Genomic DNA, 13,054 nt, shown 5'->3' with positions numbered 1-13,054 from the left:
GCAGCGCCCTACAGTGGCCAGATGCCCCCTCGCCGCTCCGCGGACGCTGCCCTGGTCGGCGCCTCGTTCCTGGCGAGCGTGCTGGTCTTCGCGCGCAACGGCCAGGACAGCGCCTTCCGCACCTTCGGCGACGTCCCGCTCCCGGCGTACCTCGTCTTCGCCGTCGCGGCCGTGGCCCTGCTCGGCCGCCGCCGGCAGCCGGTGGCGGTCTTCGCCGTGGTGCTGGCCTGCGCCGCGCTGTCGATCACGTTCGACTTCGGGCACGTCGGCGTCGCCACCCTGGTGTCGCTCTACAGCGTGGGCCGCTACTCCCCCGGCCGGGTGGCCAACGGGCTGGTCGTCGCCAGTGCCCTCGGCTTCGCCATGGTCGACGCGCTCACGGCCGACGCCACGGTGGCCGACGCGGTCGGTGGCGCCCTGGTCACCGTGCTCGTGTGGTCCGCGGGCCTGGTGGTCCGCCAGCGGGCGGAGCGGGCCGCCCTGCTCGTCCGCGAGCAGGCTGCCCAGGAGAGCCGGGTGCTGGCCGAGGAGCGGACCCGGATCGCCCGCGAGCTGCACGACGTCGTCGCCCACGGCGTCAGCCTGATGACCGTCCAGGCCGGCGCCGCCAAGACCGTCGCCCGCGTCGACCCCGAGGGAGCCGTCCAGGCGATGGCCGCGGTGGAGCAGGCCGGCCGCCAGGCGCTGGGCGAGCTCCGTCACCTCCTCCAGGTGCTGCGCCCGGACAGCGCCGACGGCGAGCTGGGGCCGCAGCCCGGCCTGGCCGACGTACCCCGCCTGGTCTCCCAGCTCGGCGAGGCCGGGCTCCACGTGTCGCTGGACGCGGACCCCGCACCCCCCGGCCTGCCCGGTCGCGTCGACCTCTTCGCGTTCCGCATCGTCCAGGAGGCGCTGACCAACGCCCTCAAGCACGCCGGCCCGGGTACGTCGGTCGCGGTCGGCATCCGCGTCGACCACCGTGCGATGACCATCGACGTCGCCGACGACGGACCCGGCAGCCAGGTCCGAGCCGGTTCTGGGCACGGGCTGGTCGGGATGCGCGAGCGGACGCAGCTCCTCGGGGGCAGCCTCCAGGCGGGGCCGCGCTCCGGTGGCGGCTTCCAGGTGCTCGCGGTGCTGCCCCTCGGGGACGGCGCATGACGATCCGGGTCGTCGTGGTCGACGACCAGGCCCTGGTCCGCGGCGGCTTCGCGATGGTGCTCGGCCAGCAGGACGACCTCGAGGTGGTGGGCCAGGCGGGCACCGGGGCGGAGGCGATCGAGGTCGCCCGGGCCACGCGGCCCGACGTCATCCTGATGGACATCCGGATGCCCGAGATGGACGGGCTCGAGGCGACCGCCCGGATCCTGGCCGAGGCGGACTGGCCGGTCCGGGTGCTGATCCTCACCACCTTCGAGCCGGACGCCTACGTCTACGAGGCCCTGCGCGCGGGCGCGAGCGGCTTCATCCTCAAGGACATCCCGCCCGAGGAGCTGCCGGTCGCCGTCCGCACCGTGGCGTCCGGGGGTGCGCTCCTGGCGCCGTCCATCACCCGGCGGCTGATCGGCCGGTTCGCCCAGCGCCTCGCGGTCGACACGGCGACCGCCGCCCAGGCCGAACGGCTCACCGAGCGGGAGCGCGAGGTGCTGCTCGCCGTCGCCCAGGGCGCCAGCAACACCGAGATCTCCGGGGAGCTGTTCATCGGCGCCGCGACGGTGAAGTCCCACGTCTCCAGCCTGCTCACCAAGCTCGACCTGCGGGACCGCACGCAGCTGGTCGTCTTCGCCTACGAGAGCGGTCTCGTCGACGCCGCCCGGCGCGACGGCGGCGCCTGAGGCGCAGGCGATCAGGGACCCCCTGGAACAATGGGCGCATGGCCGACCTCCCCCGCAAGGCAGCAGCACGTACGGCCAGGTTGGCGGCGTTGCCCTTGGGCTTCGCGGGCCGCAGTGCGATGGGTCTCGGCCGACGGCTCGGAGGTGCGCCCGCCGAGCAGGTGATGGGCGAGATCCAGCAACGTACGGCGGAGCAGCTGTTCCGCACGCTGGGTGAGCTCAAGGGCGGGGCGATGAAGTTCGGCCAGCAGCTGTCGATCTTCGAGGCGGCACTTCCGGAGGACCTGGCCGGCCCCTACCGCGAACAGCTGACCCGGCTCCAGGACTCCGCGCCGCCGATGCCCACCCAGACCGTGCGTGACATCCTGACCCGCGACCTGGGCCCGGACTGGCCCGACCGTCTGGTGTGGCTGGACGGCGGGCCGACCGCCGCCGCCTCGATCGGGCAGGTGCACAAGGGCCGCTGGCACGACGGCCGCGAGGTGGCCGTCAAGGTGCAGTACCCCGGCGCCGGCGACGCCCTGCGCTCCGACCTGCGCCAGCTCGCCCGCCTGGCCCGGACGATCGGGCCTCTCTTCCCCGGCATCGACATCAAGCCGCTGGTCGAGGAGGTCCAGGCGCGCGCCGAGGACGAGCTCGACTACCGCCTCGAGGCGGAGGCGCAGCGTGCGTTCGCGGAGGTCTTCCGCGATGACCCCGACATCGTCGTACCGGACGTCGTCGACGTCGGCGGTGAGGTGCTGGTCACCGAGTGGCTCGACTCCGACTCGTCCCTCGCGCAGGTCATCCGCGACGGCACCGTCGAGGAGCGCAACCACTACGGCGAGCTGATGGTGAAGTTCCTCTTCGAGGGCCCGACCCGCACCGGCATGCTCCACGCCGACCCGCACCCCGGCAACTACCGGGTGATCCCCGCCAAGGACGGCTCGCCCGGTCGCCTTGGCGTGCTCGACTTCGGCGCCGTGGCCCGGCTGCCCGAGGGCCGCTTCCCCGACGCGATGGGCACCCTGATCCGGCTCACCGCACTGGCGGACAAGGAGCCGCTGATGGCCGAGCTGCGCCGCGAGGGCTTCATCAAGGACAACATCAAGATCGACCCCGACCTGCTGGTCGACTACCTCTCCCCGCTGGTGGAGCCGACGCTGGTCGAGCGCTTCCAGTTCAACCGGGAGTGGATGCGCGAGCAGTTCCAGCGCATCAACAACCCCCGCGAGCCCACCTACACGGTCGCGATCAAGCTCAACCTGCCGCCGTCGTACATGCTCATCCACCGCACCTGGATCGGTGGCATCGGCGTGCTCAGCCAGCTCGAAGCCGAAGCGCCGTTCCGGCAGATCCTCACCGACTACCTGCCGGGGTTCGCCGACCCGAGCTAGTGGCCGACGGTGCCGTCGATCGCCTCACGGATCAGGTCGGCGTGGCCGTTGTGCCGGGCGTACTCCTCGACGAGGTGGACCAGCACCCAGCGCAGGTTGAAGTGCTCGCCGGTGCGCCCGCTCTTGCGCGCCGACGGCGCGTCCAGGCTGGTGAACGAGGCGATCACCGCGTCGGCCTTGTCGACCTCGGCGTCGAAGAGATCGCGCAGCTGGGCGGGGTTGTCGTCCTTGGCGCTGTGCCAGTCCCAGTCGCCGTCGGCGTCCCAGTCGACCGAGGCCCACGGCTCGTCGTCGTGGCCGGCCATGATCGAGCGGGCCCACCAGTTCTCGACGTAGGCCAGGTGCTTGAGCATCCCGCCCAGCGTCATGTCCGACGGCGGGTGCGGGGTGTCGAGCTGGGTGGCGCCGAGACCGGCGGTCTTGATCCGCAGGGTGTTGCGGTGCCAGTCGAGGAAGGCCAGGAGCGTGGTGCGCTCGTCGGCGTTGTTGGGCGGGAAGCCACGCTGCTCGGAGTCCATGCCCCGACGCTAGCGGTCTGCGCTCAGGGCAGCAGCCCGGTTTCGGGGTCGCGGTCGGTGATGCAGTACGCCGAGCCGGCGGGGTCGGCCAGCACGGTCCAGTGCTCGTTGACCGAGAGGACCCGCGCCCCGAGCCGCTCGTGGCGCGCCGCCTCCGCAGCGCGGTCGCTGCTGGCGAGGTCGAGGTGGGCGCTCACCTGCCCGGCCGGGTCGTCGAGCCGCTGGAGCAGCAGGCGTAGCGGGATCCCCGCCGGGCGGACCAGCCGGCGGAACTCCGGGCCGGCCTCCTGGAGCTCCCAGCCGGTCACCGCCTGCCAGAACGCGCACTCCTCGTCGAAGCCGGCCGCCGGGATGTCGAGGCAGACCTGGTCGACCAGCGACGAGCCGCCCGGCCAGCCGGCGGGCGGGGGCCGGACCCCGGCGGGGTGGGCCACCAGGCAGTAGACGAAGCCCCCGGGAGAGGCCACGACGACGTAGCCGTGCCTGGACCGGTGCACGACCCGGGCGCCGAGGGCGACCGCCTCCTCGGCCGCGACCTGCGGGTCGTCGACGTGGACGTCGAGGTGGATCCGGGACGGCCCGACGGCCAGCTTCTGCACCCGGAGGAAGTCGTCACCCTGGGGCGGGACCAGGGTCGCGAACTCCTCGCTGTCGCCACGCGGCGACGAGACCCGGTAGCCGGTGACCTCCGCCCAGAACACCACGCCCCGCGCGAAGTCGTCGTCGGCGAGGTCGAGGAAGGCGCTGACCCAGAAGGGCGTCATCAGGCGGCCCCTCCGACGGACTTGTGCAGGACGGCGGAGGTCGGCGTGAGCCGCACGTCGTCGCCGTCGACCTCGGCGGTGCCGTCGACGAGGAGCGTGAAGCCGAGCGCCAACCGTGGCGGGAACAGCACCGTGGCCTGGGGGTTGGCGGCCACGTTGGCGCACGACCCCCGGCCCGGCGACCGGGCGACGAGCACGCCGTCGACCAGGTCGGGCGCGACGCTGACGGCCTTGACCCGCTCGTCGGAGGTGGTGAGCAGGTAGCCCGCGTCGAAGTCTGCGAGCGTGCGGTCGAGGTCGGCCAGGTCGACGGGGATGCTCATGGGTCGAGGCTATCGACCCAGCGCTGTCCTGCGGGGCTCGTGGCTCCCGTGCCGCCGGTCAGCTCGGCGACCAGGCCGGCGAGCCGCTCCTCACCGTCCGGCGGCACGGCTAGTCGCAGGGTCACCACGGCGCCGTACGACGTGTCGAGCACGGTGACGCCCCGCTGGCGCAGCTCGCCCTCGATCCGGCCGGCGTCGGCATGTCCGAGGTCCAGCAGGTGCTCGGTCAGCAGGTCGCGGCGCAGCGTCCCGGCCGCGTCGAGGCCGGCGCGCACGGCGTCGCCGTAGGCGCGCACCAGCCCGCCGGCGCCGAGCAGCGTCCCGCCGAACCAGCGGGTGACAACTGCGACCACGTCGGAGAGCCCGTGCCCGCGCAGCACCTCGAGCATCGGCGCACCGGCGGTGCCGGCCGGCTCGCCGTCGTCGCTGGAGCGCTCGATCGCGGCCTCGGGGCCGAGGACGTAGGCCGTGCAGTGGTGCCGGGCGTCCCAGTGCTCCTTGCGGAGCCGGGCCACCACCGCGCGCGCGGCGTCCTCGGACTCGACCCGGACCAGCGTGGCCAGGAAGCGCGAGCGCTTCACCTCGGTCTCGGCCTCGGCGTCGCGGGCGACCGTGCGGTAGCCGCTCACCACAGGCCGACCACCCCGCCGCCGATCCGCACCACGAACGCCGAGACCACCACGATGAAGAACACACGCACGAACCCCGCGCCGCGCCAGACCGCCATCCGCGCCCCGAGGTAGCCGCCCACCAGGTTGGCCGCGCCCATGAGCAGCCCGACCTTCCAGAGCACGGCGCCCTGCGGGACGAAGACGACCAGCGCCCCGAGGTTGGTGGCCCAGTTGGCCAGCCGGGCCTTGGCCGAGCCCTCCAGGAACGAGTAGCCGAGGAGGCCGACCAGGATGAACACGAAGAAGCTGCCGGTGCCCGGCCCGAGCGCCCCGTCGTAGAAGCCGACCGCGAGCCCGGTGAGCATCGCGGCAGAGGTGTGCCGGCGCCCGGCGAAGCGCAGCGTCGTGGTGTCGCCGATCTCGGGGCGCAGTACGACGTAGGCGCCGACCGCGACCAGCACCACCAGCACGATCGGGTCGAACGCCGAGCGTGGGATCAGGAACGCCACGCCCGCACCGAGGACCGCGCCCACGAACGACAGGGCCATCAGCGGGAGGAACGTGCGTGGGTCCGGCTTGACCCGCCGGTAGTACGTCGCCGAGCTGACCGTCGTACCGCAGATGGAGGCGAGCTTGTTGGTCGCGAGGACCTGCACCGGGGTGGCGCCGGGGAGCCCCAGCAGCAGCGCCGGGAGCTGGACCAGCCCGCCGCCGCCGACCACCGCGTCCACGAAGCCGGCCGTGACCGCCGCCAGCCCGAGCAGCAGCAGCACGGTCAGGCTCGGGTCGTCCACGGACGGAGCCTAGGCTCACCGCGTGCGCATCGTGTCCTTGCTCCCCTCGACCACCGAGATCCTCTTCGCCGTCGGCGCGGGGGACGACGTCGTGGGCGTGACCTTCGAGTGCGACCACCCGGCCGAGGCCAGGACGCGCACGATCGTGTCCACCTCGGCGATGCCCGAAGGGCTGGCCCCGGCGGAGATCGACGCGTTCGTGGTGGGCGCGATGGCCCGCGGCGAGGACCTCTACCACCTCGACGAGGGTGCCCTGGCCGGCCTCGACGCCGGCCTGGTCGTCACCCAGGACCTGTGCGCCGTCTGCGCCGTCGACGTCTCGGTGGTCGACGAGGCCCTCGCCCATCTGGGCTGTACGGCGGAGGTCCTGACGATCGACCCGCACACGCTGGACGAGGTGTTCGACTCGATCCTCGTGCTCGGCAAGGCGACCGGCCACGAGGGCGAGGCCGACGCCCTGGTGACGTCGCTGCGCGGACGGCTGGAGGCGGTGCGCGCGGGCGTGCCCGCCGGGCCGCGACCACGCGTCGTACTGCTGGAGTGGACCGACCCGCCGTTCGCGCCGGGCCACTGGATCCCCGAGATGATCGAGGCCGCCGGCGGCGAGTCGGTGCTCGGCACCGCCGGCAGCAAGTCCGTGCGCGTGACCTGGGAGGACGTCCACGAGGCGCGTCCCGACGTGATCGTGGTGGCGCCCTGCGGCTACGACCTCCCCGGCGCGCAGGCGCTGGCCGACGAGCTGGTCAGCCGCGGCGTCCTGCCGTCCGGCGTGCCCGTGCACGCCGTCGACGCCAACGCCGCCTGGGCCCGCCCCGGGACCCGCCTCGTCGACGGCGTCGAGGAGCTTGCGCGGATCCTGCGGGGCTAGGCCCAGGCGTGCCCCGGAGAAGGCACCGTGGCGTCAGTGACGGATCCGCACCACCTTGGTGGTGCCGGCGATCTTCAGCTTGGCGCTCTTCAGCGACGCCGAGCCCAGGGCCTTGCGGCCGGTCGCGGTGGACTTGAGGACCACCATCACCTTCCGCCCGGCGGCGATCCGGTACGTCGCCTTGGCCAGCACCGCGCCCTTGCGGACGACGACCCCGTTGAGCTTCTGGGTCTTGCTGGCCATCAGCACCGCTGTGCCCTGGCAGGCGCGAGCGCCGGCCGCACACTGCACCGAGGCCTGGGACTTGGCGCCCGACATCACCGTCACCGTCGGCGCCGCCAGGCTGGCGAAACCGGCCGGCGGGGCCGAGGAGTCGATCACGAACTGGGCGCTGTCGCTGTTGTCGGCGGTCGTGGTCTCGGCCGTCGACGTGGTCGCGGACGCCGTGTTCACGACGGTCGCGGTGCCCTCGCCACCCGTGGTGCGGTTGCCGAGGCACAGCAGCCACAGCCTCGCGCCCAGCGGACCGGACGTCGGGTTGTAGAGCTTGAACACGCGGACGATCGGCCGCGGGTCGTTGCCGAGGTTGACCAGACCGTGGTCGAGGTCGTAGCCGGCCACGATCCCCTTGGCGTCAGCCGCACAGCTCAGCGTGATCTCCGCGACCTGGCCGGGCTGGACGACCACGGACTGCATGATCTCGTCGAGCCTGAGGTTGTGGCTGTGCCCGGCCGCGGTGGTGAGCGCACGGTCCAGGCAGCGGATCGTGAACGTCCCCGTGGTCGCCGTACCGTCGGCCCCGGCGCTGACCGCGAAGGTCCAGCCGGTGGCGCCGGAGGGGTACGACGTGGGCACGTTGGCCGTCCCGTCGAGCTGGTAGCCCGGCTGGATCGGCACCTGGCCCGGGTTGCAGGTCAGCGTCGACGTGGTCTGGCCCGCGCCGATCGGCTTCGTCTCGGTGACGACGCCGCCGACCTGGAGTGCGTGGCTGTGGCCGTTGACGACCTCGGTCTGCTGCTTCACGCAGAGCCCGAAGACCTTGAGCTGGGCTCGTCCGGTGGCCTGGTTGACCGCCGTCATCTGCCAGGTGTCGAGACCGACCGCGCGCGACTCGAGGATGCGCGGCGAGGCGAGCGTGCCGGTGTCCTGGTCGACGTGGTCGATGCGGCCGGACCCGTCGGTCATCACGTAGCCCGACATGCAGGAGACGGTCATCGTCCGCTGCTGACCGGGCTCGAGGTCGAGCTGCGCCTCGGTCTTCTGTACGTCGATCCAGTGCTGGTCGCCGGCTCCGGCCGGCGGCAGCGCGTTGACCTTCGCCTGGATTGTGACCGTCTTCGACGCGCCTGCGGCGAGCGTCCCGAAGGCGCAGGTCACGGTCGAGCCGGCGAGGGTGCACGGGGCGTCTGCGGAGACGAAGGTGACCCCCGGCGGGAGCACGTCCTTCAGCACCACGTCGTCGGCCGCGGCGGGCCCGTCGTTGGTGACGACGAGCGTGTAGGTCACGACGTCACCGACCCGCGGGCTGGTGTCGTCGACGCTCTTGGTCACGCGGATGTTGGACTTGCTCGGCGGGGCCGGGGTGATCGGGGTCGTGGTGGAGTCGTCGTCCTCGACCTCCTCACCGTCGGGTGCCGTGCCGCGCACGGTGGCGGTGTTGTGCACCTGGCCGGCGGTGACGTCGGCCTCGGTGATCGAGTAGGTGCGCGGCGAGCAGGCCACCGACGCACCCGGCGCCAGTGGCGCGGAGGGGCAGGTGACCGGGCCGATCTTGGGGTCGCCCAGGACCAGGTCGGTCAGGGTGACGTTGCCGGTGTTGGTCACCTCGAACGAGTAGGTGATCGTGTCACCGGCGTCCGTGCCGTTTCCGTTGAGGTCGTTGATCGCGCTCGCCGTCTTGACCAGCTCGATGCCCGGGTGGGCAGCGATCGGGGTCGACGTGGAGTCGGGATCGGTGACCTCGGTGCCGTTGGGCGAGGTGCCCGTGGCGGTCGCGGTGTTGTCGACCTTGCCGGCGTCGACGTCGGCCTGCGTCAGCGTGTAGGTCTTGCTGGTGCAGGTGATCGACGCACCGGGAGCCACCGCACCGGTCGGGCAGGTGATGTTGGGCGACGTACCGCCGAAGAGCGGGTCGTGGACCGTGACCGGGTTGAGGGTCACGTTGCCGATGTTCTTCACCTTGAAGCCGTAGGTGACCTTGTCACCGGCGTCGGGACCGTTGCCGTCGACGTCGGTCACCGCACCCGCGGTCTTGTCCAGCTCGATCGACGGCTCGACGGCGATGGTGGTCAGCGTCGAGTCGTCGTCGGTCACCGTGCCCCCGCCCGGCGTGGTGCCGGTCACGGTCGCGGTGTTGCGGATCTCGCTGGCCTCGACGTCCGCCTGCGTCAGCGTGTAGGTCTTGGGCGTGCAGGCCCGTGAGGCACCCGGAGCCAGCGCGCCGCCCGGGCAGGTGACGGGGCCGACCTTGGGGTCGGCCACCGTGACCGGGTTGAGCGTCACGTTGCCCGTGTTGGTCACCTCGAACGTGTAGGTGATCGTGTCACCGGCGTCGTGCCCGTTGCCGTCCACGTCGGAGATTGCCGAGGCGCTCTTGTCCAGGGCGATGTCGGCGTGCGGCGGCACCGGGGTGCTGGTGGAGTCCGGGTCGGTCACCTTGGTGCCGCTCGGCGCGGTGCCGGTCGCGGTCGCGGTGTTGTCGACGGTGCCGGCGTTCACGTCGGCCTGGGTCAGCGTGTATGTCCTGCCCGTGCAGGTGATCGACGCACCCGGGACGACCGGCCCGGTCGGGCAGGTGACGTTGGGCGACGTACCGCCGAAGAGCGGGTCGTGGACCGTGACCGGGTTGAGCGTCACGTTGCCGGTGTTGGTCACCTTGAAGCCGTAGGTGATCGTGTCACCGAGGTCGGGACCGTTGCCGTCGACGTCGTTCAGGACGCCGGCGGTCTTGTCCAGCTCGATCACGGGCGTTGCCGGGATCGTCGTGGTGGTCGAGTCGTCGGCCGTGACGTTCGGGCCGGTCGGCGGCGTGCCGGTGGCGGTGGCGGTGTTGGCGACCGTGCCCGCGTCGACCTTGGCCTGGGTGAGCGTGTAGGTCTTGCTGGTGCAGGTCACGGATGCACCCGGGGCCAGCGGCCCGGTGGGGCAGGTGACGTTGGGCGACGTACCGCCGAAGAGGGGGTCGTGGACCGTGACCGGGTTGAGGGTCACGTTGCCGACGTTCTTCACGGTGAACGCGTAGGTGAGGGTGTCACCGGCGTCGACGCCGTTGCCGTCGACGTCCGAGATCGCCGAGACCGTCTTGTTGAGCTCGATCCCGGGCGTCGCGCCGAGGGGGCTCGTGGTCGAGTCGGAGTCGGTCACCGTGGTGCCGAGCGTCGTGGTGCCGGTGACGGTCGCGGTGTTGTCGACCTTGCCGGCGTTCACGTCGGCCTGGGTCAGCGTGTAGGTCTTGGGCGTGCAGGTCCGCGACGCTCCGGGAGCGAGTACGCCGGTCCCGCAGGCGATCGCCCCGCCGAGCTTGGGGTCGTCGACCGTGACCGGGTTGAGCGTCACGTTGCCGGTGTTGGTCACCAGGAAGCCGAAGGTGATCGTGTCTCCGGCGTCTGCGCCGTTGCCGTCGAGGTCGTTGAGCGCCCCGGCGGTCTTGTCGATCTCGACGGCCGGGGTGCGGCCGACGATGGTCGAGACGGAGTCGGGGTCGGTCACCTTGGCGCCGCCGGGTGCGGTGCCCGTGGCGGTGGCGGTGTTGTCGACCTTGCCGGCGTCGACGTCGGCCTGCGTCAGCGTGTAGGTCTTGCCGGTGCAGGTGATCGAGGCACCGGGCAGGACCGCGCCCGACGGGCAGGTGATGTTGGGCGACGTGCCACCGAAGAGCGGGTCGTGGACCGTGACCGGGTTGAGCGTCACGTTGCCGATGTTGGTGACCTTGAAGCCGTAGGTGACGGTGTCACCGGCGTCGGGACCGTTGCCGTCGAGGTCGTTGACGGCGCTGCCGGTCTTGTCCAGCTCGATCGCCGGGACGGTGGCGATCGAGCTGGTGGTGGAGTCGGGGTCGGTGACCTTGACGCCGCTGGGCGCGGTGCCCGTGGCGGTCGCGGTGTTGTCGACCTTGCCGGCGTTCACGTCGGCCTGCGTCAGCGTGTAGGTCTTGCTGGTGCAGGTGATCGACGCGCCCGGAGCCACCGCACCGGTCGGGCAGGTGACGTTGGGCGACGTACCGCCGAAGAGCGGGTCGTGGACCGTGACCGGGTTGAGCGTCACGTTGCCGGTGTTGGTGACCTTGAAGCCGTAGGTGATCGTGTCGCCGGCGTCGTGCCCGTTGCTGTCGTTGTCCGAGATCGCCGAGGGCGTCTTGTCGAGCTCGACGGCGGGGCTGGGCGTGACCGTCGTGGAGACGGTGTCAGGCGAAGTGACAACGACGCCGGTCGGCGAGGTGCCCGAGGCGGTCGCGGTGTTGTCGACCTTGCCTGTGTCGATGTCGGCCTGGGTCAGCGTGTAGGTCTTGTTGGTGCAGGACCGGGACGCGCCGGCGGTGAGTGCGCCGGTGGGGCAGGTGATCGCGCCGAGCTTGGGGTCGGAGACCGTCACCGGGTCGAGGCTGACCTGGCCGGTGTTGGTGACCAGGAACGAGTAGGTGATGGTGTCGCCGGCGTCCTGACCGTTGCCATCGAGGTCGTTGACCGACGAGGCGGTCTTGTCGAGCAGGATCGCCGGGAACTTCGGGGTGTTGGTGAACGTGCAGGTCACGTTGGCGCCGCTGGCCGCGGGCACGGTGAACGTGCCGGTGCTGCCGGTCCCCGACGCGATGGTGGTGCCACTGCCGTCCACGCACTTCCAGGTGGTGACGTAGTTGCCCAGGTTGGCCCCGCCGGCCGCGGTCTGCGTGATCGTGTACGACGAGGACGGGAGCACGACGACCGGTCCGGCGACCTCAGCGGTGTTGGACTGGAGGCCGGTGTCGGTGCCGGCGGTGGTGCCGGTGTTGCCGGAGGTCACGCCGTTGCCGGTGATCGAGACCGTGAACTGGTCGGTCGAGGCGTAGCGGCCGCTGGGCAGGTTGACGTTGGCCGAGGCGGTGCTGGGGAGCGCGCAGGAGGCCATGTCGGCGAACGAGGTGCCGGTGGTGACGCTCGAGATGATCGCGCCGGTGCTCGGGTTGACCCGGATGACCTTGCCGCTGCCGCTGCCGATGACCAGCGCGCCGGAGGAGTCGAACGCCATCGAGTGGTACTGCCCGGAGTCGTCGGGTGTGTTGGTGAGGACGGTGATCGTCAGCGCGGCGCTGCCGGCCGTGGTGGGGATGGCCTCGTTGACCCGGGCGAGGGTGCCGGCTGCGGTCGAGTTGGCGTTGCTGACGACGTAGAGGTTGCCGAGCGCGTCGAAGGCGAAGTCGCCGTTGCCGGAGAGGCCGGTGCCGGAGATCGTGGCGACCTTGCCGATCGCGGTGTTGGTGTTGGTGTTGAACGCGTTGACGGTCCAGGTCGAGCCGCCGGACGCGTAGTAGTAGATGCCCGTCGCCGGGTTGATCGCGCCCGCGACGACGCTCGAGGCCTCGCTGTTGGAGGGCGCGGTGTAGCTGCTCGTCGACGACGTCGTGGCGTCGAAGCGCAGCACCTTGTTGGTGCTGCGGTTGAACGCGTAGATGTAGCGACCGCCGCCGGCCGGCAGGGCGAGCGCGTTGACGGCGTCGTCGTTGTCGGCCGAGAAGTTCCCGTTGTCGGACGCCGCGCCGGTGAGCGCGTTGACCTTGTCGATGCCGAACGACGAGCTGCCGGACACGGTGTAGACGGTGTTGCTGCCACACACGAAGCTCGACACACCCGTGGTCGCCGACGCCGGAGCGATCGGCAGCAGGGTCAGCCCGGAGGCGACCACCAGCAACGAGAGCGGCCCAGTGATCCGAGCCCGCGGAGTACGGAATGAACGCGAAATTACACGCAAAAGCGACATGGTCGCCGGCCCCCCAGCCGTGTTTTGCTCGTCT

General features: G+C 71.7%; 10 protein-coding genes. 4 read left to right on the top strand and 6 right to left on the bottom strand.

Annotated features, from left to right (window positions below):
- Positions 1-21: 21 nt before the first annotated feature.
- Genes BLR90_RS07515 through BLR90_RS07505 form a run of 3 tightly spaced genes read left to right on the top strand, consistent with a single transcriptional unit; the run spans position 22 to position 3,190 of the window.
- The gene (locus tag BLR90_RS07515; protein WP_091024532.1) at positions 22-1,140 is read left to right on the top strand and encodes a sensor histidine kinase; all 1,119 of its coding nucleotides are present in this window, start codon (positions 22-24) and stop codon (positions 1,138-1,140) included.
- Complete coding sequence (locus BLR90_RS07510; RefSeq protein ID WP_091024087.1) at positions 1,137-1,814, top strand: response regulator transcription factor; 678 nt, start codon at positions 1,137-1,139, stop codon at positions 1,812-1,814. The genes BLR90_RS07515 and BLR90_RS07510 overlap by 4 nt, the downstream gene beginning before the upstream one ends.
- A 38-nt stretch (positions 1,815-1,852) precedes the next feature.
- Complete coding sequence (locus tag BLR90_RS07505) at positions 1,853-3,190, top strand: ABC1 kinase family protein (RefSeq protein WP_091024085.1); 1,338 nt, start codon at positions 1,853-1,855, stop codon at positions 3,188-3,190.
- Here BLR90_RS07505 and BLR90_RS07500 read toward each other — a convergent pair.
- From BLR90_RS07500 to BLR90_RS07480, 5 genes are read right to left on the bottom strand one after another with little or no spacing between them, the layout of a single operon-like run.
- Positions 3,187-3,708: a DinB family protein gene (locus BLR90_RS07500; protein ID WP_091024083.1), complete on the bottom strand. Its 522-nt coding sequence runs from the start codon at positions 3,706-3,708 to the stop codon at positions 3,187-3,189. The genes BLR90_RS07505 and BLR90_RS07500 overlap by 4 nt on opposite strands.
- A 23-nt stretch (positions 3,709-3,731) precedes the next feature.
- Positions 3,732-4,472, bottom strand: a complete 741-nt coding sequence (locus tag BLR90_RS07495) for a VOC family protein (protein WP_091024081.1) — start codon at positions 4,470-4,472, stop codon at positions 3,732-3,734.
- Positions 4,472-4,795: a pyridoxamine 5'-phosphate oxidase gene (locus tag BLR90_RS07490; protein ID WP_091024079.1), complete on the bottom strand. Its 324-nt coding sequence runs from the start codon at positions 4,793-4,795 to the stop codon at positions 4,472-4,474. Before BLR90_RS07490 ends, BLR90_RS07495 begins: the two co-directional genes overlap by 1 nt.
- Entirely contained in the window at positions 4,792-5,424 is a 633-nt protein-coding gene (locus BLR90_RS07485) for a YigZ family protein (protein ID WP_170254413.1), read from the bottom strand. The genes BLR90_RS07490 and BLR90_RS07485 overlap by 4 nt, the downstream gene beginning before the upstream one ends.
- Positions 5,421-6,200, bottom strand: a complete 780-nt coding sequence (locus BLR90_RS07480; RefSeq protein ID WP_091024075.1) for a TSUP family transporter — start codon at positions 6,198-6,200, stop codon at positions 5,421-5,423. The genes BLR90_RS07485 and BLR90_RS07480 overlap by 4 nt, the downstream gene beginning before the upstream one ends.
- Before the next feature lie 22 nt (positions 6,201-6,222).
- Here BLR90_RS07480 and BLR90_RS07475 point away from each other — a divergent pair, with 22 nt between their 5' ends.
- On the top strand, positions 6,223-7,068 hold the full coding sequence (locus BLR90_RS07475; RefSeq protein WP_091024073.1) for a cobalamin-binding protein: 846 nt from the start codon (positions 6,223-6,225) through the stop codon (positions 7,066-7,068).
- 33 nt (positions 7,069-7,101) lie between these two features.
- On the opposite strand, the gene BLR90_RS07470 is transcribed toward BLR90_RS07475, so the two are convergent.
- Entirely contained in the window at positions 7,102-12,945 is a 5,844-nt protein-coding gene (locus tag BLR90_RS07470) for a DUF11 domain-containing protein (protein ID WP_245715217.1), read from the bottom strand.
- Positions 12,946-13,054: the final 109 nt, after the last annotated feature.

Source organism: Nocardioides szechwanensis (assembly GCF_900103935.1).
Classification (GTDB): Bacteria; Actinomycetota; Actinomycetes; order Propionibacteriales; family Nocardioidaceae; genus Nocardioides; species Nocardioides szechwanensis.
Note: the sequence above shows the minus strand (reverse complement) of the source record. Positions and strands in the feature narration are given on the sequence as shown.